The organism is Paenibacillus sp. YN15 (genome assembly GCF_003285005.1).
GTDB lineage: Bacteria > Bacillota > Bacilli > Paenibacillales > NBRC-103111 > Paenibacillus_AR.
Window position 1 is genome coordinate 65997 of sequence record NZ_QMFA01000021.1, and the last position, 22137, is coordinate 88133.

Annotated in this window: 15 protein-coding genes; 11 read left to right on the top strand and 4 right to left on the bottom strand. The window is 56.7% G+C overall.

What is annotated here, in order from left to right; translation table 11 throughout:
- Positions 1-22 precede the first annotated feature (22 nt).
- The 5 genes from kdpA to DQG13_RS17310 are packed head-to-tail and all read left to right on the top strand — an operon-like array spanning position 23 to position 7592.
- Positions 23-1699: a potassium-transporting ATPase subunit KdpA gene (kdpA, locus tag DQG13_RS17290; RefSeq protein WP_113021035.1), complete on the top strand. Its 1677-nt coding sequence runs from the start codon at positions 23-25 to the stop codon at positions 1697-1699.
- A 20-nt stretch (positions 1700-1719) separates the two neighbouring features.
- On the top strand, positions 1720-3753 hold the full coding sequence (gene kdpB, locus DQG13_RS17295) for a potassium-transporting ATPase subunit KdpB (protein WP_113021036.1): 2034 nt from the start codon (positions 1720-1722) through the stop codon (positions 3751-3753).
- A gap of 36 nt (positions 3754-3789) precedes the next feature.
- Positions 3790-4410, top strand: coding sequence for a potassium-transporting ATPase subunit KdpC (gene kdpC, locus DQG13_RS17300; protein ID WP_113021037.1), 621 nt, complete (start codon positions 3790-3792; stop codon positions 4408-4410).
- A gap of 1 nt (position 4411) precedes the next feature.
- On the top strand, positions 4412-5227 hold the full coding sequence (locus DQG13_RS17305) for an alpha/beta fold hydrolase (RefSeq protein WP_113021038.1): 816 nt from the start codon (positions 4412-4414) through the stop codon (positions 5225-5227).
- A 4-nt stretch (positions 5228-5231) separates the two neighbouring features.
- Complete coding sequence (locus tag DQG13_RS17310; protein ID WP_113021039.1) at positions 5232-7592, top strand: histidine kinase; 2361 nt, start codon at positions 5232-5234, stop codon at positions 7590-7592.
- 318 nt (positions 7593-7910) lie between these two features.
- Here the strand turns inward: DQG13_RS17310 and DQG13_RS17315 are convergent, their stop codons facing one another.
- The 4 genes from DQG13_RS17315 to DQG13_RS17330 form a co-directional block, all read right to left on the bottom strand.
- Positions 7911-9710, bottom strand: a complete 1800-nt coding sequence (locus DQG13_RS17315; RefSeq protein ID WP_113021040.1) for a glycoside hydrolase family 13 protein — start codon at positions 9708-9710, stop codon at positions 7911-7913.
- A gap of 5 nt (positions 9711-9715) precedes the next feature.
- Entirely contained in the window at positions 9716-10540 is an 825-nt protein-coding gene (locus DQG13_RS17320; RefSeq protein WP_113021041.1) for a sugar ABC transporter permease, read from the bottom strand.
- On the bottom strand, positions 10537-11802 hold the full coding sequence (locus tag DQG13_RS17325) for a carbohydrate ABC transporter permease (protein WP_113021074.1): 1266 nt from the start codon (positions 11800-11802) through the stop codon (positions 10537-10539). The genes DQG13_RS17320 and DQG13_RS17325 overlap by 4 nt, the downstream gene beginning before the upstream one ends.
- Before the next feature lie 164 nt (positions 11803-11966).
- Entirely contained in the window at positions 11967-13283 is a 1317-nt protein-coding gene (locus DQG13_RS17330) for a sugar ABC transporter substrate-binding protein (protein ID WP_113021042.1), read from the bottom strand.
- Between the two features lie 225 nt (positions 13284-13508).
- Here DQG13_RS17330 and DQG13_RS17335 point away from each other — a divergent pair, with 225 nt between their 5' ends.
- The 6 genes from DQG13_RS17335 to DQG13_RS17360 all read left to right on the top strand — a co-directional run bounded on the left by DQG13_RS17335 (position 13509) and on the right by DQG13_RS17360 (position 22019).
- Positions 13509-14531: a LacI family DNA-binding transcriptional regulator gene (locus DQG13_RS17335; protein ID WP_181592812.1), complete on the top strand. Its 1023-nt coding sequence runs from the start codon at positions 13509-13511 to the stop codon at positions 14529-14531.
- A 134-nt stretch (positions 14532-14665) separates the two neighbouring features.
- Positions 14666-17740 carry a PAS domain S-box protein gene (locus DQG13_RS17340; protein WP_113021044.1) on the top strand — a complete coding sequence of 1025 codons (3075 nt, stop codon included), beginning with the start codon at positions 14666-14668 and terminating at the stop codon, positions 17738-17740.
- A 197-nt stretch (positions 17741-17937) separates the two neighbouring features.
- Positions 17938-18813, top strand: a complete 876-nt coding sequence (locus DQG13_RS17345) for a MetQ/NlpA family ABC transporter substrate-binding protein (RefSeq protein WP_113021045.1) — start codon at positions 17938-17940, stop codon at positions 18811-18813.
- A gap of 137 nt (positions 18814-18950) precedes the next feature.
- Positions 18951-19982, top strand: a complete 1032-nt coding sequence (locus tag DQG13_RS17350) for a methionine ABC transporter ATP-binding protein (protein ID WP_113021046.1) — start codon at positions 18951-18953, stop codon at positions 19980-19982.
- Entirely contained in the window at positions 19979-20641 is a 663-nt protein-coding gene (locus DQG13_RS17355; protein WP_113021047.1) for a methionine ABC transporter permease, read from the top strand. Before DQG13_RS17350 ends, DQG13_RS17355 begins: the two co-directional genes overlap by 4 nt.
- A gap of 13 nt (positions 20642-20654) precedes the next feature.
- Positions 20655-22019, top strand: coding sequence for an FAD-binding oxidoreductase (locus DQG13_RS17360; protein WP_113021048.1), 1365 nt, complete (start codon positions 20655-20657; stop codon positions 22017-22019).
- Positions 22020-22137: the final 118 nt, after the last annotated feature.

Sequence of the window (22137 nt, forward strand, 5' to 3'; positions counted from 1 at the left end):
CCGATATGTGGGAGGGTTATATGTGGGGATTGTGCAAATAATCGCAGTGATTGTTATTCTGTTGCTTCTGGTTAAACCGGCGGGAACTTATTTATACCATGTGTTCTCCAACGAGGCGAACCGGACGGACCGGATTTTCGGCGGAATCGAGGGAGGCATCTACAAGCTGGTTGGCTTGCGCAGCCGCGAGGGCATGTCCTGGAAAAAATACGCACTCAGCTTTTTGACTACTAACCTGGTGCTGGTGGCTTTCGGCTATCTGATCCTGCGGCTGCAGGGCGCACTGCCCATGAACCCCAACGGTGCAGGGGCAATGGAAGAAACCTTGGCCTTCAACACCGTCATCAGCTTTATCACCAACACCAACCTGCAGCATTACAGCGGAGAAACGTCCCTTGCCTATTTCTCCCAAATGGCGGTAATTACAATGATGATGTTTACCTCGGCGGCCAGCGGTTTTTCAGTGGCGGTTGCGTTTGTGAGAGGAATTACGGGAAGGCAGCATCTGGGGAACTTCTTCGAGGATTTTGTGAAGGCTCACATCCGTGTGTTTATTCCCCTGGCCTTGGTTGTAACGCTGGTTCTTGTGGCGCTTCAGGTGCCGCAGACCTTGAAGCCCACCCTGGAGGTTGCCACACTGGAAGGGGCCACCCAGCAAATCGCTATCGGCCCGGTAGCCTCCCTGGAGTCCATCAAGCATCTGGGAACCAACGGCGGGGGGTTCTTCGGAGCCAACTCGAGCCATCCATTCGAGAATCCGTCCCCGCTGACCAACGTCATCGAGATTTTATCCATGTGGATGCTGCCTGCGGCTCTTCCGTACATGTACGGGCGGTTTGCCAAAAACAAACGCCAGGGCTGGGGGATCTTCGCCGCCATGATGACGCTGTTTATCGTGCTGCTGTCGCTGAACTTCTACGCGGAGAGCCAGGGCAATCCGGCCATCAACGCCATGGGCATTGATGCCTCCCAAGGCAGTATGGAAGGCAAGGAGGTGCGGTTCGGCATCCCGCAGTCGGCGCTGTTCACCACGGTGACCACCGCTGCCACTACAGGCAGTGTCAACAATATGCACGATACCCAAACGCCTCTCGGAAGCATCACCCCGCTTGCGCTGATGATGCTGAACAACGTGTTCGGGGGCAAGGGGGTAGGGCTGATCAATATGCTGATGTATGCCTTGCTGGCGGTATTCCTTTGCGGGCTGATGGTGGGCAGAACCCCGGAATTTCTGGGGCGCAAAATCGAAGCCCGGGAAATGAAGCTCATCGCCGTCGCGATCCTGATCCATCCGTTTATTATCCTGGCCCCTACGGCAGTTTCCTTCCTGACGGATCTGGGCCAAGGCTCCATCACCAATCCGGGGCATCACGGGCTGTCTCAGATCCTCTACGAATACGCATCCTCTGCTGCCAACAACGGCTCGGGCTTTGAGGGATTGGCGGATAACACGCCGTTTTGGAACATGGCAACAGGGATTGTCATGCTGCTTGGCCGTTATATCTCCATGATCGCCATGCTGGCGGTAGCCGGGTCCCTCAGCCGCAAGCAGCCGGTACCGGAAACCATCGGCACCTTCCGCACCGACAACGGGCTGTTTACCGGCATCCTGATCGGAACCGTGCTGATTATCGGCGCCTTGACTTTCCTGCCGGTGATGGTATTGGGACCGGTGGCCGAGCATTTGATTCTAAGTTAGGAGAGAGGGAGAACATCACTATGAGTACGGCGCCGAAAAAGAAGCTGTTAACAGGCTCGATTATCCGCAGTGCGGTGAAGGATAGCTTTGTGAAGCTGAACCCGCTGACCCTAATGAAAAATCCGGTTATGTTCGTGGTGGAGCTTGGCACCTTTATGGTGCTGCTGATGGTGCTGGCACCCGGCTTTTTTGGAGCGGAGGCTTCGAGAGGCTTTAATGTGGCGGTTTTCTTGATCCTGCTGTTTACCGTCCTGTTCGCCAATTTCGCCGAAGCGCTGGCGGAGGGCCGGGGAAAAGCCCAGGCGGATACCTTGAAGCGGACCAAGCAGGATGTCCAGGCCAACAAGCTGGTCGGTGATACCCTTAAGACCGTTGCCTCCTCCGAGCTTCGCAAAGGGGATATTGTCATGGTGCGCCAGGGCGAAATGATTCCCGGCGACGGCGAAGTGATCGAAGGCCTCGCTTCCGTGGATGAATCGGCCATTACCGGGGAATCGGCCCCTGTCATTAAAGAGGCAGGCGGGGATTTCAACTCTGTCACCGGCGGCACACGGGTGGTCAGCGACGAGATTAAAGTAAGGATCACCAGCGACCCCGGGGAATCCTTCCTGGACCGAATGATCTCGCTGGTGGAAGGGGCGAAGCGGCAAAAAACTCCCAACGAGCTTGCCTTGTCCACTCTGCTGATCAGCCTGACCATCATCTTCCTGATTGTGGTGGTCACCTTGCGTCCCATCGCAGGCTATCTGGAGGCGGAGCTGGAGATTCCCGTGCTGATCGCTTTGCTGGTATGCCTCATTCCCACCACTATCGGCGGCCTGCTGTCCGCCATCGGCATTGCCGGCATGGACCGGGTTACCCGCTTCAATGTTCTGGCCATGTCGGGCAAAGCGGTGGAGGCGGCGGGAGACATCAATACCATGATCCTGGACAAAACAGGCACCATTACCTTCGGCAACCGGATGGCCAGCGAATTTGTTCCCGTTGGCGCAGAGACGGAAGCGGAGGTGGCCAAGTGGGCCGCCGTCAGCTCCGGTCTGGATGAGACGCCGGAAGGCCGTTCGGTTATTGAGCTGGTCAAAAAATTGGGACATCCTTATGACAGCACTTTGGCAACCGTCGGGACCTTCATCGAATTCCGGGCGGAAACCCGGATGAGCGGGATGGATCTCCCGGACGGGCGGATGGTCCGCAAAGGCGCCGTTGATTCCGTCAAGCGGTGGGTCTTGTCCCAGGGCGGCGCCATCCCGGCCGATCTGGAGCAGAAGTCCAACGGCATCGCCGGAAAGGGCGGCACTCCCCTTGCGGTAGCGGTGAATGGCCGGATATACGGGCTTATTTATCTGAAGGATACGGTGAAGCCGGGAATGAAGGAGCGGTTTGACGAGCTGCGCAAAATGGGGATTAAAACCATAATGTGCACCGGCGACAATCCGCTGACCGCAGCTACCATTGCCGCAGAGGCGGGTGTAGATGAATTTATTGCCGAAAGCACCCCGGAGGACAAAATTGAAGTCATCCGCCGGGAACAAAACGACGGCAAGCTGGTGGCCATGACGGGCGACGGGACCAACGACGCCCCGGCTTTGGCCCAGGCGGATGTGGGGCTGGCCATGAACAGCGGCACCGCCGCCGCCAAGGAAGCGGCCAACATGGTGGATTTGGATTCCGATCCGTCCAAGATCATTGAGGTGGTGGCCATCGGCAAGCAGCTGCTGATGACCCGGGGGGCGCTGACCACCTTCAGTATTGCGAATGATATTGCCAAATATTTTGCCATTATTCCCGCCATGTTCACCCTGGCAATCCCGGAGATGAACGCCCTGAATGTGATGGGCTTGGGCTCTCCCGGCTCTGCCATTGTCTCCGCGCTGGTGTTTAATGCAATCATTATTCCCCTCCTGATTCCGCTGGCCATGCGGGGGGTGTCGTATAAGCCGATGAGCTCGGTCAAGCTGCTGCGCCGCAATATCTTTGTTTATGGGCTGGGCGGAATTATCGTCCCGTTTATCGGCATTAAAGCCATCGATTTATTGGTGAGCATCTGGTTATAAGAGCATGAATCAGCGCGGGTAGGGAGGATGACAAAAATGGGTTATGCAAAAACGGGCGGCTCCGGTGAAAATCCGGTGTCCCAAACGGCTTATCTGTTCATAGCGGCAAGGCTGGGCGTTGTGTTTATTATCCTTTGCGGGATCATATATCCGTTGGCTTCAACCGGGTTGGCCCAGGTTTTGATGCCCGGGCGGGCCAACGGAAGCCTGATCAGCAACAGCGCGGGCCAGGTGGTGGGTTCGGAATTGATCGGGGAGCAATTTGCCAACCCGGCATTGTTCCAAAGCCGCGTATCCAGCATCGGCTACAAGGCCGAAGCCTCAGGCTCCAACAATTACGGGCCGTCCAACCCGGATATGCTTCAGCGTACCAGAGATTCCATTGAGCAGTGGAAAGCGGCAAATCCGGAGGTTCCGGTTAGCTCGCTGCCCGTTGATCTGGTGACCAATTCCGGCTCCGGTCTGGACCCGCATATCACTCCCGCATCCGCACGGGTGCAAATTCCCAGAATCAGCGCCTTAAGCGGCATTCCCCGGGATAAGCTGGAGGCGTTGGTCACATCTCATACAGAGGGCCGGGATTTGGGATTGTTCGGCGAGGAGCGGGTCAATGTGCTGAAGCTGAATATAGCCCTGCTGGAGCTGGGAGGTGGTTAACTTGCCTGTCGCCCATGTGAACGGCACTTCGCTTTATTATGAAATCCAGGGCAGAGGGATGCCTGTTTTCTTCATTCACGGCCACGGGATGACCCATGCCATGTTCAAGCCCCAACTGGACTATTTCGCCGGACAGTACAAGGTCATCACCTGCGATCTGCGGGGGAACGGCAGGTCCGGCCGGCTCACGGAGCCGCGGCAGGAGATTATCGATACGCAATGCGCCGATCTCATCGTGCTCTTAAACCAACTGCAGCTGCGGGAGGCTGTGTTTGTGGGCATCTCCTACGGAGGCTTGCTGGCGCAGCATATTGCCTATGCGTACCCCAACCGGGTCCGGGGGCTGGTGGTGGCGGACAGCTTTTACCGGGATGATCCGTCTGCGGTGGTCAGAGCCCTTCAGGCGGCGGCCGCCTACTGCAGCTGGCTGACCTATTATGCGCCCAGCGACTGGATTCTGCCCACGGTCCGGTTATCTTACCGGCGCTGGGAGCAGGCATACCGGGTTATCCGCAGCAGTCTGCTGGAAAAGCGTCCCGGCGAGCTGTATAAGCAAAGATTGGCCATGACCGGCGTAAATTACGGGCGGGAGCTAAGGGAAATCCGCCATCCCGCTCTTTGTCTGGCATCGGTGGATTCCGGTCCTAATGTGCTGTATATGAAGGAGCTGGCGGCCATGCTGCCCCATGCGCAGCTGGAGCTGCTTCCGGATTCGCTGCCGCCGGGAAACCTGTGCCAGCCGGAGCTGTTTAACCGTCTGCTTCGGCAGTTCCTGGATTCGCTGGCAGTGCAGCGGGAACAACAAGCGGGAGGCTGATGCGGTGGCGCCCTACAAACGCAAAACGCCGGAAGAGATTCTTGAGTCCATCTACCGCCTTCACCGGGGAAAGCTGAAGATTTTGATCGGTTCGGTGAGCGGCTCGGGAAAAACCTACCACATGCTCCAGGAGGGCAGGCTGCTGCAAAAGCAGGGCATTGATGTGGTGTACAGCGCCGTTTCCACCATGCAGCGGCCGGAGACGGTCCAGCAGCTGGAGGATTTGGAGCGGGTGCCCAGCATCCACTGGTGGAAGGAGGGGCAGGAGCAGAAGGACTTGCCCCTGGAGGCGCTGCTGGAGCGCAATCCCGAGGTGGTGCTGGTGGACGGGCTGGCCCACCGCAACCGAGAGGGAGCCCCATTCCCCACCCGGCTGGAGGATATCCGTTACCTGATGGACAAAGGCATCAGCGTCATCACTACCATAAACGTGTATGAATTGGCAGGCGTGGGGGAGGAAATTTTTAAGCTGACGGGAATCAAAGCGGACGAAACAGTGCCTATGAACACTCTGGAGCTGGCAGATGAAGTGCGGCTCATTGATGTCTCCCCGGAAACCATCCTGAAGCGGATGGAGGAGGGGATCTTGGGGGACCGGGCCCATCCGGCCTTGTCCCGCAGAGGCAACCTGGGAGTATTGCGGGAGGCGGCTCTGCGGCTGGTGGCGGAGGGGGTCAACGACTCGCTGGAAAAGCACCGGGAGGAGCTGGGGCTCATCGGCCCGTCCGGCGCTTCGGAGCGGATTCTGGTTTCGGCGCAGTATCATTGGAACGGCTCCCTCCATATCCGGCGGGGCCAGCAAATTGCCAAACGGCTGGGCGGCGAACTGCTTGTGGTTACCTTCGTGCCGGCGGGAAAGCCGCTGACCAAAGAGCAGCAGGCCTTCAGGCAGTCCATCGGCAAGCTGGTGAAGCGGGTGGATGCCCGGTTTGAGGAATTGCCGCTGTCCCGGGTGCGCGCCCTGCCGTCGGCCCTGGTCCGGTATGCCATTCAAAACAACGTGACGCGGATTGTCATGGGCCACTCGCAAAAAAGCCGCTGGCAGGAAAAATGGCAGGGCTCCATTGCCAACCGGGTGCTGCGGAAAACCCGCAATATCGATGTGTTCCTGATGGCCGACCGGGCCGTGGAGGAAGGAGAGCGCATCCTGCCCGTCAAGTCGGCTCTGCCGCAGAAAACCCAACGGTTTCACCGCTTGACCGCTCAGGAAATCCAGAATCGGGCGGATACCATCCGCCGCGGCAGCTTCAAGGTGTATATCGGGGCTGCTCCGGGAGTGGGCAAAACCTACAAGATGCTCCAGGAAGGCAATCTTTTGCTGGGAAGAGGCATTGATGTGGTCATTGGTCTGCTGGAAACCCACGGGCGGAAGGAAACCTTGGAGCAGATAGGGGCGCTGCCCGTCATTCCCAGGGCTAAAATCCGGTATCAATCCGCCCAGCTGGAGGAGATGGATACGGATGCCATCCTTGCCCGCCGTCCCGAGGTGGTGCTGGTGGATGAGCTGGCCCATACCAATGTGCCGGGAGTGGCCGCCCGGAAGCGCTATGAGGACATCATCCGGCTTTTGGAGAACGGCATTTCCGTTATTACCACGGTGAATGTGCAGCATTTGGAAAGCCTGAACGATGCGGTTGCCCAATTGACGGGAGTGCGGGTCCGGGAGACGGTGCCGGATTATATTCTCAGGCTGGCCAATGAGGTGGAGCTGATCGACATCACGCCGCAGATGCTTCAGGAGCGGATGAAGGAAGGGAAAATTTATGCGGCGGAGAAAATCGGCCAGGCCCTGGAATCCTTTTTCAAGATTGGCAATCTGATTGCTCTGCGGGAGCTGGCCCTGCGGGAGATTGCCGATGATGTGGACGAACGGCTGGAGGCCTGGGAGCGGGATGCCGCCTTGCGCGGGCCGTGGAGTCGGCGGGAGGTCATCTTCGTCTGCGTGGATCTGGAGCCCAGGGCGGAGCGGTTGATCCGCCGCGGCTTCCGGATTGCCCACCGGCTGAAGGCGGAGTGGTATGTCCACTATGCCCATTGCGGAGGGGAATTGTCAGCCGAGGAGCGGAAGCAGCTGGATACGCTGCGCCAACTGACGGAGCGGCTGGGCGGGATCATGGAGACGGCAGAGACAGGCGGCGGCAAGCGGCTCCACCGGCATTTGCTGGCGCGGATGAATGAGGTGCAGGCCACCCAGCTGATTATCGGGCAGTCCCGGAAGCCCTTGTGGCGGACGCTGTTCAAGAAGAACTTCGTCCATTATCTGCTGCGCCATGCCCGCCATATCGATATGCTGATCCTGGCGGATTACAAACCGCATGTGGCCGGGCAGGGGAGGGGGATGTCAAAGAGGAAGAGCTGTCCATGAGTTTTTTGGAGGAAGGGTGAAAAGCGCGAAATGAGGACAGCTACGGGGGGCCCGGAAATTATCATTGAAAGCGAAGTATTACAGTCGGCACCTTATATGCCGGCTGTAGAAATATAATGAGACGACTAAAAGTGCGGCTAACGGCGGTGAGAGACGCTATTGGACGAAAAAGAGCTCCGAGAAATTTCTAACGGCGGTGAGAGACACTATTCGGACCAAAAGGAGGGAATGAACTCCAGTTGTGGTCAAATAAGGTCTCCTGCCGCCGTTAAAATTTGTAGAGGCTATGATTTCGCTAAATAAGGTCTTTGGCCGCCGTTAGACGCCAGCCGGTGTTTCCGCGGCAAAGAGATAGCCGCTATACGGGGCGAGCTCCAGCCGGATGGAAACCGCCACGTCCCAGGTTTGTCCGGTCAGCAGATCACGGATGCGGCGTCCCTGGAAGGAGGTGGGGAGCTGAAGCTCCACCTCGGCCGCGCAGGGATTGTTGTGCAGCAGAACGGCTATTTCCCTGTCGCCGCTCCGCCGGATAAAGCCGGCTTGATTCTGAGATTCATCCGCCAGCCACACGGTAAAGGAGCCGTTTTGCAGCTCGGTCCGCTCCCGGCGCAGTCCCGTCAGCTGCTGAACATATTGTCTTAGCGGCAGGTTCTGGCCGGCCGGCTCCCATATCATGGGCTTGCGGCAGCCTGGGTCGGTTTCGCCCTCCATGCCGATTTCGGCGCCGTAATAGATCATTGGAATGCCGGGATAGGTCATGAGGAAAAGCACCGCAAGCTTCAGCCGTTTCTCCGCTTCACCCCCCGGCTGCCAGCCCCAGCCGCCTTTGCGGCAGGAGGTGAGGAACCGTTCCGTATCATGGGAATCCAGCAAATTCAGCATGGCCAGGGAGGAGCTGTCGGTGCCGCGGATATACAGGTTGGCTACCTGCTCCACAAAAGCCGCCGCTCCGACGGTTTGGCGGGCAAAAAACTCCAGCAGCACATCCCGCAGAGGATAGTTCATCGTCCCGTCGAACTGGTCGCCGCGCAGCCACGGCAGCGCGTCATGCATCACCTCGCCGATAATTAGCGCCTCCGGATTTTTGGACTTGACCAGCTGCCGGAACATCCGCCAGAAGGAAGGCGGCACCTCATTGGCCACATCCAGCCGCCAGCCGTCTATCTGAGCCTGGTCCATCCAATATGCCGTCACCTGCAGCATATATTGCTGGACCTCGGGATGCTCCAGATTCAGCCGGGGCATAAAGGGCAGGTTGCTGGCGAAGGTTTCGTAGCAGGCGACGGGCTCTTGAACCACGGGGAACTCGCGGATATAGAACCAGTCCTTGTAGGGGGAAGCCTCCCCGTTCTTCAGCACATCCTGAAAGGCGAAAAACTTATCGCTGCTATGATTGAATACCGCATCCAGCATTACCCGTATGCCCAAACGGTGCGCTTCCTCAACCAACCGGCGGAATAATGCCTCATCACCAAAATGGGGATCAATGGTGTAATAATCCACCGTGTCGTATTTGTGGTTGGTGGGGGAGAGGAATATAGGCGTCAGGTAGACGCAGGTAACCCCCAAATCCTGCAGATAGGGCAGCTTGTCGAGGATACCCTGCAGATCTCCGCCCCAGAAGGAATCCCAAGCCGGGCAGCTTTCGTCTGCCCAATTCAGGGCTTCCTCCGGATCATTCCGGGGGTCCCCGTTATGGAAGCGCTCGGGGAAAATCTGATATACCACGGCTGATGCCGCCCACTCCGGCAGATTATGCACCTGGGACGGAGTAATGATGGGGCAATGGAAAACATTGGTATGCTTGCGCTCCACGGACGCGCCGTTTTCCCCGTACCACACCCGTTCTCCCAGACTGTTCTCCAACAGGAAACTGTACCGGATGCGGCGGGTCGGCGTTGGAATGATCCCTTCATAATAATCGTGAAGCCCGGTGGACAAAACATGCTCCAGCCGGATGGGGGTTTCCCGTCCCGGATCGGCATATCTGTCCGCATGCACCACGGATACCCGTTCCGCATCCCCTTTGGCGCAGCGTATTCTTACTTTCCATTCATGCAGACTGACGGCAAATGCAAAGGGTGCATCGCACGTATGATAGATGGAGTCCAGCCGCATTGTGATCACCCCTTATTGGCACCTTGTGTAAGGCCTGCAACCAAAAAGCGCTGCAGCCAAATGAATAAAATCAAAATCGGTACGGCCACCATCACGGCTCCGGCAGCAAAACTGGTGAATTCCGTGGAGTTCTGGCGGCTGACCATATCATATAGCCCTACGGCGAGGGTATACTTCTCCGACGAACGGAGAATCAGCTTGGCGAAGATAAAGTCGATCCATGCCCCTGTAAAAATCATCAGGCTCACATAGGTCAGCATAGGACGCAGAAGGGGGAGCATAATCCGCCCGAATACCGTCCAATGGGATGCCCCGTCGATGCGGGCGGCCTCCTCCAGACTTTTGGGAATGGTATCGTAGAAGCCCTTGGCCACAAACACATTGCCTGCGAAGGAGCCGGAGCTGTACACCAGCACCAGCGCCCAGTGACTGTTCATCAGGTTAAGCTGGGCCAGCAGAATGTAGATGGCCACCATGGACATGAAGCTGGGGAACATATTGACCACCAACAGCAGGGTCAGCCCGGTTTTGCGTCCCTTAAACTGGAATCTGGACATGGCATAGGAGCCCAGCAGCGTCAGAAAGGTGCCCAGCAGCGTGGATGAAGCAGCCACCTTCAAGGTGTTTCCGAACCAGCTGACGTACGGATATTTATCTCCGCTCAGCATGTAACGGTAATGCTCCAGAGTAAACTGCCGGGGCAGGAAGGTTTCGCTGTACAGGCTGTTGCCTTCCTTAAAGGAGGACAACACAATCCATAAGGCCGGCAGCACCGAGCACAGGGCAAGCAGGATCAGAATCAGATAGGTAAGGGTCAGCCGCAGCTTCATTGCACCATATCCTCCTCTTTGTAGGACCTGGAGCGGCGGAAGTTGAAGATGGACAAGCCGGCTACGATCACGAAGATGATGATACCGATGGCGGAAGAGAAATTGTACTGCTGGTTGTTCAGCGTCAGCTTATACAGCCAAGTGACCAGGAGGTCGGTGGAGCCTGCGTATTGGTACTTGGGATTTACCGGATTGCCGTCCGTAAGCAGATAAATGACGTTGAAATTATTCAGATTTCCGGCAAACTGCATAATCAGCACCGGAGCCGTGGAGAAATAGACAAGCGGCAGGGTGATCATGCGGAAGCTTTTGAAGGGCGAAGCCCCGTCAATCTCCGCCGATTCGTACAAATCTCGCGGAATGGTGGTCAGAATGCCGGAGACCAGGATCATGATCACCGGAATGCCCAGCCAGGCATTTACCAGGAGCACGGTGACTTTGGCCCAAACGGGATCGGTGAGCCACGGGATCTTCTCAATCCCCAGGTATCCGAGGAACTGGTTAACCGGACCAAATTCGCCGTTGAACATATTCCGGAAGACCAAGAGTGATACCAGATTGGGAATGGCAAAGGGAATGACCAGGATGGTGCGCCAGAATTTGCGGAAACGTACACCCCTCTGTTCAATCAGGACTGCCACGAAAATGCCTCCCGCGTAGGTCGTCAAGGTAGACAATACCGCCCAAACGCAGGTCCATACGAACACACCGTAGAAGGTACGGCTCCAGGTGCGCAGCGTCAGCAGATCACCGAAGGTTTGCAGGCCGTTCCAATTGACCAGATGAGCCGGAGGCAAATTGGGGGCGGCGAAATCGGTGAAGGCGACCAGAATGCTGAACAACAGGGGCAGGATGGTCAAAAACAGAATGGCCACACCCGGCAAAAACAGGATCAGATAGGGAAAATGCCGTTCATTCAGGTGGTACAGGGTGGAGCGGAAGGTTTCGGTGGTTTTGCCTTGGTCCCGCAGCTTTCCGTTCAGCCGGGCATCCCGGATGTTGAGAGCGTAGCCGGCCACCAGCAGAAAGGCAACCAGAAGGCAGATCAGCCCCTCCACCATCAGATAGATGGAATGGTCGCCGTCTACAGCCTGGTACATGCCGTCCACCATCATGAGTCCACGCGGAGTGGTGCCCAGGGTAATGAGCCCCTGCAGCCCCGGGAGCAAATAAAGCGCGAAGGCCGTTATGCTGCCAACACCCAACAGGAGAAACAGCAGTCCTTTGGCAATCTGGCGGTTATAAAACTGTCCGAAACCCATACAAACAACGGATAAGGCTGCTGCGCGCAGCGAATGTTTGGTCGGCACATCTAGTCATCCTTTCGAGAGGAAATGCGGAATCACCAAGCGGCGGTACCGGAGGAACAGCCGGAAAAAGTACCGGCAGAGCAGGATGATTCCGCACTCCACGATGCGGTTCTGGCCTATTTTTTGCCGCTGGCGATCTGCTCCTTGATGGTTTTGACAGCAGCGTCCAAGGTAGCCTTCACATCCGCATTGGTATCCCAGATAGAGGTGACGGCGCCCTCCATTGGGGCCCAGACACTGGCCATAGCCGGAATGGAGGGCATAATTTCCGAGCTGGCGAATTGTGTCAGGAAGGCGCTGGACAAGGCATCGGCCTTCACAGCCGGATCATTGGCTACCTCCTGATTCGCCGGCAGAATTCCTGTCTTCTGGTAGCAGCTCAGCTGGTTCTCCTTGGAGGTCAGGAAGTTGGCCAACAGCCGGGCCGCCTTGGGATATTTGGTGTACGTATTCACGTAATAGGACCGGACGCCGGAGAAAGAAACCGCCTTTTTGCCTTCCGGCAGATCGGGCAGGGGGGCAACGCCCAGATTGATCTTATCCTTGAAGCTGCCGATGGACCAGGGCCCATCGATATTCATGGCCAGCTTGCCGTCGGCGAACAGCTGGGTTTTGATATCGAAGGTCAGGTCGGCCACCTTGGGCGGAAGGATGGCCCGAAGAGACTGCATAAAGGTCAGACCCTTGACGGCTCCACTGTTGTTCAGGCCGATATCGTTGGCATCCGTGCCTTTGCCGCCGAATACGTAAGCGCCGTAGGGGGCCATAAAGGCATAGTCGTAATAAACGGTTTTGACCTCCCACATGATGGCGTATTTCCGGGCTTTTTCGTCATTGAAGGTTTTGGCGAAGGCGATGACCTCGTCCCAGGTTTTCGGCGGATTGGGAACCAGGTCCTTATTGTAAAAAAGAGCGTAGGTTTCCACCGATTTGGGGTATCCGTACAACGTGCCCTTGTAGGTGGAAGCCTCAATGGCGTTTTTCTGGGAGCGGGCCGTCACATCCTTGGCGAATACATCATTGGGGAGGAGCAATCCTGCAGAAGCCGCATCCCCCAGCTTATCCTGGGGAAACAGCACCACATCACCGCCGGTTCCCGCCGGTCCGTCCGTTGTCAGGCGACCTGCCTGGTCAGGGGCAGGCACTTCCTCAATTTTCACTTCGACGTTATACTTGGCCTTGAAGGCTGCGGCCACCTCGGTGGCCCATTGTTTGGCCTCCTTGTCTTCCCACAGGGTGAGTACGGCGCCCTTCTCGGGCTGAAGCTCTGTACCGGCAGGGCTGCTGGTGCCTGGGGCAGCTGAGGCTGCCGGTGAAGCGGTCCCGGAGGAAGCAGCCGGGGAAGAGGCAGAATCGGAATCGGAACTGCAGGCTGTAATCGGAGCCATCACCAAACCAGCTGAAAGAATAACGCCAACCGTTTTTTTGAACATGGAATTCCCCCCATTAACGTGATAAGCGCATTATGATTCAGATAAGGAAACCGGTTTCCTAAATCGCTTTCAGAATAGCACAGTTCATCTTCCAATACAATCCTCCTCCGTAAAAATATTTATAATGGCGATTCGCCAAACACTGTCCGTTTTGCAAGAAATATGTTTATAATGAAAACGGTACTGCCTTTAGACGCAGCTTCAAAAACGGAGTGTGAGCAATTCATGAAGATCACAATCAACGAAATCGCCAAAGCCGCCAATGTGGCCAAATCTACGGTTTCCAAGGTCATAAACAATTCGCCGACCATCTCGGAGGCCACCCGCAATAAGGTCCTGCAGATTATGAAGGACATGAACTTTACCCCCGACAGCGCCGCAACCCAGCTGGCCAAGCGTGCTTCGCTTATGGTGGGGCTGGTGATTGACATAGACCGTAAGGATGATTTCCTGAATCCGTTCTTCTACAGCATCATCGGCGGGGTGGAGAGTGTGATGGGGCTCCATCAATACGATCTGGCCATCTCCAATATCCGCAGCCAGGGCAGCTCCACCCGGATGGATCTTCTCCGGCGGTTTGTCTACAACAACCGGATGGACGGACTGATCCTGCATACGCTGACGGCGGACCAGTTTTTGATCGACGAGCTGGAGCGGCTGGGTTTTCCTTATGCTGTTATCGGGAGACCCGTGGCTGAGGGTGTGATTGCCTGGACGGACGGCGACAACGAAATCGGCGGGGAGATAGCCGCGCGCCATCTGCTGGAGCAGGGTTACAGCCGGATCGGGTTTATCGGCGGGGATTTCGGCGAACCTCTGGCCCAAAGCCGGTTAAGAGGGTATAAGCGGGTGATCCCAGGCGGGGACGCTCCTCATACCTATTGTCTGCCGGGACCCAGCGATGAAACCGGGGGCTACAGCATGATGCAAGCGCTGCTGGCACTCCCCGAGCCGCCCGACGCGGCCGTCTGCATCAACAATCTGGCAGCCTTCGGCGCGCTGAAGGCGCTGCATGAAGCAGATATTGCCGTGCCCAGGGACTTCGGGCTGGTCACCTTCGACGATTACCCCATCGCGCCCTATACAACACCCGCTTTAACCTGCCTGGATATCGATACCTTCGAAATCGGCGTCAGAGCCGCCAATCTGCTCCTGGAGAAAATGGGGGATCCGGCCAAGCCGATCCCGCCGCAGCTGCTTGCCCCTAAGCTGATTGTCCGCGGCTCTTCGAAGCGGTCGGACCTATAACGCAGAATGTGCAAAAAAGCCCCGCGCCGGGGCTTTTTCTTTTCATTTCACCTGTTCATTTATATTGAAATTATTATAATAGAATAATAGGTATATAAAGCCGGTGAGCAAAAAACCGCCAGGAGGAAGATACCATGGGTTATCCCCCAAAGGAACGTTTACCGATGCTGGAAGCGGTTTGGGAGCAGGTTCCGTTTGGCATCGCAATATATTCTGCGGGTAGCGGCAGGTTGATGGATGCCAATCCGGCTGTGCAGTCCATGCTGGGCTACTCCAGTGCAGAGCTGATGGGCTGCCGCGCCGAGGAAATTCTGGCCCCCGCAGACCGGGGGATGTTTGCTCCGGAACGGTTGAATGCGTTAGTGGACCGCTTCCCATTCCCCCAGGAGGATTGGGGAGAACTGCAGTTTATACATAAGAGCGGACATCCCGTTTGGATCGAAGTGAGGGCATTATCCGCGTTAATGAAGGAACGGACAGTGCTTTTTATGATGAAGGATGTCTCCCGGGAAAGGGAGGAACGGAAAAACTCCCAAAATAACGAAGCGTTGGCCCAACTGATGACCAATAGCAAGCATGACATGATCTCCTTTACCACCCCCGATGGAATCCTGACGTATATATCTCCCTCCTGCAAAGATCTGTTGGGGTATGAACAGGAGGAAATGATCGGCAAAAGCCGGTTCGACTTCTATCACCCGGACGAATTCAGGGATATGACCCCGGAGGAGTTCTATGCGGGCGGGGGTGTGAAGCAGCGCCGTCTCCGGCATAAACAAGGCAACCATTTGTGGTTTGAAATTTCCTTCCAGCGTATGTTCGATGAACGGGGCAACATGGAGCTTATGTTGGGGATGGGCCGGGATATCACGTACCGCAAGAACGTGGAGCATATTCTGGCCGAAGCCCAGCGTATTGCCCATATCGGATCGTGGGACTGGCATATTGCCGAGGGCAAGCTGTATTTTTCCGAGGAAGCCCGCCGGATATTCGGGTATGCCGTTGAGCAGGTAGAGGATGAAAAGCTGGAGAATTTGTTCTTGGTCATGCCTCCCGAGGATTGTGAACGCCTCCGGGATTGTATGCGGGAGACGGCGGCAACCGGCATGCCGAGGGAAATCACATACCGGATATTCTTGCCATCCCGGGAGCAGCGTGTGATTCATGCCCAATGGGAATTGACCTGGCATAATGACGGCAAACCCCACCGCTGCATCGGCTACGCCCAGGATATTACCGTCAAGGTGGAAATGGAGCGGATGGTCCGGGAAAGCGAGCAGCGCTACCGCTCGCTGTTTGAATACAATCCTTTTTGCGTATTCCAGATGGATCTGTCCGGCCGGATGCTGGCTGCCAATCCCCATGTGGAATCTCTCACCGGCTGGTCCATCGGCAATATTCAGGATCATTCCTTTCTCAAAATTATCCATCCGCGGGAGATTAACCGGATCAAAAAACAGTTTGTCCAGGTCCGGGAAGGGGAGGCATGTACGACGGAATGCGCCATTTTGCATAAAAACGGCAGCTGGATCGATCTGAGCCTTACCCTTTTGCCCATTATTGTGGATGACAAGGTGGCCGGAGTCTACGGCATTGCCAATGACATCACTATGCGGAAGCGGTACGTGGAGCAAATCGAAAAGCTGAATGACGAACGGACTCTGCTGTTAAATGCGGTATCGGAGGGGATAGCCGGTCTGGACGCCCGCGGGAATATGACCTTCATTAATCCTGCCGGAGCCAGAATATTCGGCTTTGAGCAGGGGGAGGAGCGGGAGGCGCTGCGCCGGATTTCGCTTCTGAATGTCCATAGCCCCGATGGTTCCGTGTTTCCCGAAGGGCATACCCCGATTGAACGTGCGCTTCGGGACGGCATCCCAAGGCGCAACCTGGAGGGGATTTTTTGGCGGAGGGACGGCAGCAGCTTCTTCGCCAGCTACCAGGTGAGCCCGTTGGACCGGGAGCATGCCCGGGGCGTGGTGGTGGTTTTCCGCGATCTGACGGAGGAGCAGGAGATTATCCGGGCCAAGGAATCGGCGGAGCGGGCCGATCAGGCCAAGTCGGAGTTCCTGGCCATTATGAGCCATGAGCTGCGGACGCCGATGAACGGGATTATCGGCATGGCGGAGCTGCTGGCGGAGATGTCCCTTCAGCCGGAGCAGCGGGAGCTGGCGGATGTGATCGTGGGCAGCGGACACTCGCTGCTGAAAATTGTCAATGAAATTCTCGATTTCAGCAAAATGGAAGCGGGCAAGCTGGAATTTCATGTGGCGCCCCTGTCTGTTCCCATGATCCTCTCGGATGTTGCGGAGCTGTTTCGGCGTCGGGGAAAAGCGAAGAATCTGGATATTGCCGCCGAGATCGACCCGGCCATTCCCGAGCTGCTGGCGGGAGACGAAGGAAGGTTAAGACAGATTCTCATCAATCTGGTGGGAAACGCGGTGAAGTTTACGGACTCCGGCTCCATCGTTATCTCCGTGGAGCTGATCCATACAGATGCCAACAGAGCTTTTCTTGAATTCCGGGTCCGGGATACGGGAATCGGAATTCCGTTGGACCGGCAGCACCAACTGTTCCATTCCTTCTCCCAGCTGCATCCGTCCATTAACCGCAAATACGGAGGCACCGGCCTGGGGCTTGCCATCAGCAAGAAGCTGGTGGAGCTGATGGGCGGCCGCATCGGCGTGGATAGCGAGGAAGGCAAGGGCTCGGTGTTTCATTTTACCCTGCCCCTGGACCTTCTGGAGGAGTCTGCAGACGGCGCAAGCACAAGCTGCCGGCAGACTGAGCCGGAGGATCGTGCCGTACCGGCGGAGGGGCTGTACGGACCCTTGCGCATCCTGGTAGCGGAGGACAATGAGGCCAACCGGATGCTGCTCAAAATCATTCTTGGCCGGCTGGGCTATTATCCGGACTGGGCGGAGGACGGGGTGGAGGCGCTGCAGCAGGTCCGCCAAACGCCGTATGATATCGTATTTCTGGATGTTCAAATGCCCCGTATGGACGGTCTGGAGGTGGTTCCCCTCATAAAGCGGGAGCTGCTTCCCTGGAGCCTGCCGATATTTATTGCCGTTACCGCATTCGCCCGCCAGGAGGACAGGAAAATCTGCCTGGAGGCCGGAATGGACGACTATGTATGCAAGCCGATCAGGAGGACGGATATCGAGGCTTTATTGAATAAATGGGCCCCTGTGATCAAAAGCCGCTGATCCCGGCAAAATCTCCGGCTACCCTCAGATGCGGACGGCGCACCTGAGGGCTTTTTGCATTTTCTGAAAAAAGATTGACAAGCCCCCAAGAGGCTACTATACTTTAAAACATTAAACCGACTAATAAGGTATGAATTTGCGGATAAAAACATGCACTTATTAGACTACTTTACAAAAGAGACAAGGGAGAGAACATCATGGTGAAAAAGACAAACAGATGGTTGATTCTGGCTTTGGCAATATCCGTATTCGGATTGCTGCTGACCGCTTGCGGAGGCAAGGAGGAGCCTTCCGCGGGAGCAGACGGATCTCCTGCCGCCAGCAAGAATATAAAGATGGGCGTTTCTCCAGGCCCGTACGGAGATATGATCAAGCTGGCCATTGCGCCGTATATGGAGAAGCTGGGCTATAAAATCGAAGTGGTGCAATTCAGCGATTACGTGCAGCCCGATCAGGCCTTGGGCAGCGGCGAAATCGACGCCAACCTGATGCAGCATACGGTGTACCTGACCAAATTTGCCGCCGACAACAAGCTGGACATCGGCAAGGTGATCTCTGTTCCCACCGCCGGCATGGGCGTATTCTCCAACAAGGTGAAGAGCCTGAAGGAAATTCCCGACGGCTCCAAGGTAGCCCTTGCCGTGGATGCGTCCAATCTGGCCCGCTCCCTGAAATTCCTGCAAACCCTGGAGCTGATTGAGCTGAAGGCCGATGTGGATGCCACCAAGGCCACGGTTCACGATATTTCCGGCAATCCCCGCAAGCTTGAGTTCGTCACCATGGACGCGGCGCAAATCTCCCGCAGCCTGGACAGTGTGGCCGTGGGTCTGATTCCCGGCAACTTCGCCATCGCCGCCAAGCTGGACTTTGCCAAGGCTCTTGCGGTGGAGAAGCTGACCGAGGATTACAAGAACGTAGTAGCGGTCCGCACCCCGGATATCAACGGCCAGCTGGGCAAGGACCTGAAGGCTGCCGTGGAATCCGAGGAGTTTCACAAGGCGATTGAGGATGCCAACGGGATCTTCAAGGCCTTTGACAAGCCGGAATGGTACACCGCCAAGTATGGCAAGTAAGCTCTATAGACGTTAACCATCCAGGGGAGCGGCCGCCGGAAGCAGGAGCTTCGCGGGCAGCCGCTCCTTTAAGCCGTACCGGATGTCACCGGACCGCCGGAACAGTTGAGGCTTTCTTCGAGAAAGGGTGTCGGCAATTGATCGTATTGGACAATATCAATGTGGTGTTTAAGCATAAGGGCCGGAAATTGAATGCGGTGGAAAATGCCTCGTTAACTGTAGGCAAGGGGGAAATCTTCGGCATTGTGGGACCCAGCGGAGCCGGCAAAAGCACGCTGGTGCGGGTGATCAACCTGCTGCAGCCTCCCGCCTCCGGCAATGTCATTGTGGGCGGACAGGATATTACCCGCTTCAAGGGGGCGGAGCTGCGCAAGGTGAGACTCAAGATCGGGATGATTTTCCAGCATTTCAACCTGATCAGCGGGGCTACGGTCTATCACAACATCGCCTTTGCCCTTAAGGCCAATAATTGTCCCAAGGAGAGGATTCACGACCGGGTGACGGAGCTGCTGGCCCAGGTGAACCTGTCGGACAAGGCCAATGTGTATCCTGCAAACCTCAGCGGCGGACAGAAGCAGCGGGTGGCTATTGCCCGCGCTTTGGCCAATGACCCGGAAATTCTGCTGTGCGATGAGGCGACATCGGCTCTGGATCTGGAGAATACGGAGGAGATTATCCGGATTCTGCGGCGCATCAACCGGGAGAATCCCATTACTATCGTATTTATTACCCATGAGATGGATGTGGCCAAGAAGCTGTTCGACCGGATTGCGGTGATGGCGGAGGGGAAAATCGTGGAAACCGGGGACACCTACCAGGTGTTCACGGAGCCGCAGCATCCCATGACCCGTTCATTGGTGGAGCGGGTGCTGAACATTGAGGCGCCGGAGCATCTGGATATCCGCCCGGATGAGGTGCTGCTGAAGATTACCTATACCGGGGAACGTGCCTACGAGCCGCTGATCAGCCGGGTTTCCAAGGATTACGATGTGCTGGTGGATATTCTCCACGGCAAGATTGAATATATCCACGGCAAGCCGCTGGGTATTCTGTTGATCAAGCTAAGCGGCAGCGCGGAGGAAACCGCCAAGGCCAAGGCCTATATTGCCGGCCAGGTATTTAAGATCGAGGAGCTTGCCGCTCCTGGACAAGGAGGGAGCGGCCGATGAATACAACCTGGGATATTCTGCGCCTTGAATTAATGGAAGCCCTGGGGGAAACGGCGCTGATGGTCTGCATCGCCATGGCGGCTTCGCTGGTTTTTGGCCTGCTCATCGGCCTGGTGCTGTATCTCACGGCAAGCAGGCTGTTTTTCCCTAACCGGGTCTTGAACGCCATTATGGGTGTGATTGTCAATGTGATCCGCTCGGTGCCGTTTGTAATTCTTTTGGTGCTGCTGATTCCGCTGACCAAGATGATCGCCGGAAGCAGCATCGGTCCGGTGGCGGCTTCGGTGCCGCTGGCCTTTGCTTCCATTGCTTTTTTTGCCCGGCTGGTGGAGGCGGCCTTCAGCGAGGTGGACAAAGGGGTGCTGGAAGCGGCCATTGCCACAGGCGCCAAGCTAAGCCTGATTCTGCGCAAGGTTCTGTTCGTGGAGGCCATGCCGGGTTTAATCCGGGCCACCACCGTAACCATCATCAGCCTGATCGGATACTCGGCCATGGCGGGACTTGTGGGCGGCGGCGGCGTAGGGGACCTGGCCATCCAGTACGGCTATTACCGTTATGAGACAGGGGTTATGTTTGCGACGGTCATCCTGCTGATCGTGATCGTTCAAGGGGCCCAATTCATTGGCGACTGGTTCGCCAAGCTGTTTACCCGGAGATAGGAGGAAATTGTTCATGCACGAGCTGCAAACGATTATTGCCGATCCGCAAAGGGTGCTGGTTTCGGACATTCCCGGGGCTTATTTGACGGATAATCTGGGCCGGCTGAAGGGCGTCTGCGAGGCGGTGGTGTTCCCCGTCAGCACGGAGGAGGTCAGCGCCGTGATGAAATGGGCCTATACCCATTCCGTGCCTGTAACGCCCCGCGGCGCCGGAACCAATCTGGTGGGGTCCACTGTCCCCGACCGGGGCGGCATTGTATTGGATTTGTCCCGGATGAACCGGATTCTGGAGCTGGACAGGGATACCCTGACTGTCACCGTGGAGCCTGGAGTGTTGCTTTCCCGGCTGCAGTCGCATGTGGAGGAGCAGGGGCTGTTTTACCCTCCTGATCCGGGAGAGAAGGAGTCGTCCATCGGCGGCAACATCAGCACCAACGCGGGCGGGATGCGGGCGGTAAAATACGGCGTGACCCGGGATTATGTGCGGGGGCTCACCGCCGTTTTGCCCAACGGGGAAATAATAACCACCGGAGGCAAGGTGGTGAAGGACAGCAGCGGGCTGTCCCTGAAGCATCTGCTCATCGGCTCCGAAGGCACATTGGCGATCATTACCCAGTGTGTCTTGAAGCTGGTTCCCAAACCGGCGTTTGTGCTGGGCGCCCTGGTGCCGTTTGCTTCGTTGAAGGCGGGAATCGACGCGGTGATCCGCCTGATTCACGAGAATACCGGACCTACCGCCATGGAGTTTATGGAGCGCAAGGTGGTGGAGCTGGGGGAACAGTATATGAATCTGCACTTTCCGTTTCCGGATGCGGGAGCTTATATTCTTCTCTCCTTCGACGGCGCAAGCGTGGAGGAGGTCCGCGCCCGTGCGGATAAGGCCAGACATGCGGCGCTGCAGAACGGCGCGCTGGATTTTCTGCTCCTGGAGGAGAAGCGGGTGCAGGATGAGGTGTGGCGGGTGCGCGGCGCTCTGGTGAAGGCCGTGGAGGCTGTTTCCGAGCAGGAGCCGGTGGATATTGTGGTGCCGATTAACAAGACGGCGGAATTTATTGCCTACGCCAATCAGGTGGAGCAGGAAAGCGGCGTGCAGCTCATCAGCTTCGGACATGCCGGCGACGGCAATGTGCATCTGTGCGTAGTCCGGGGCGGCAGGGATGCGGAAACCTGGAAACGGGAGCTGCATGAGGTCATGAGCCGGATTTACGGGAAAAGCCGGGAGCTGGGGGGCCTTACCTCGGGAGAGCATGGCATCGGCCTCTCCAAAAAGCCCTACTTCCGCAAAGCGGCTGATCCCGGAGCGGTGCTGGCCATGAGGCAGATCAAGCTGGCTCTGGATGACCGGAAAATTTTGAACAGGGGCAAAATGTTTGATTAAAAACCCACTCCCCGAAGGGAGTTGGCCGTTCCTTCGTAAGACATTCGGGGGGAGGGCCTTTTTTCTTGTCCGCAAATCAGGTAGAATGGAAAACAGAGAAGTGGATAAGGAGCTGTAT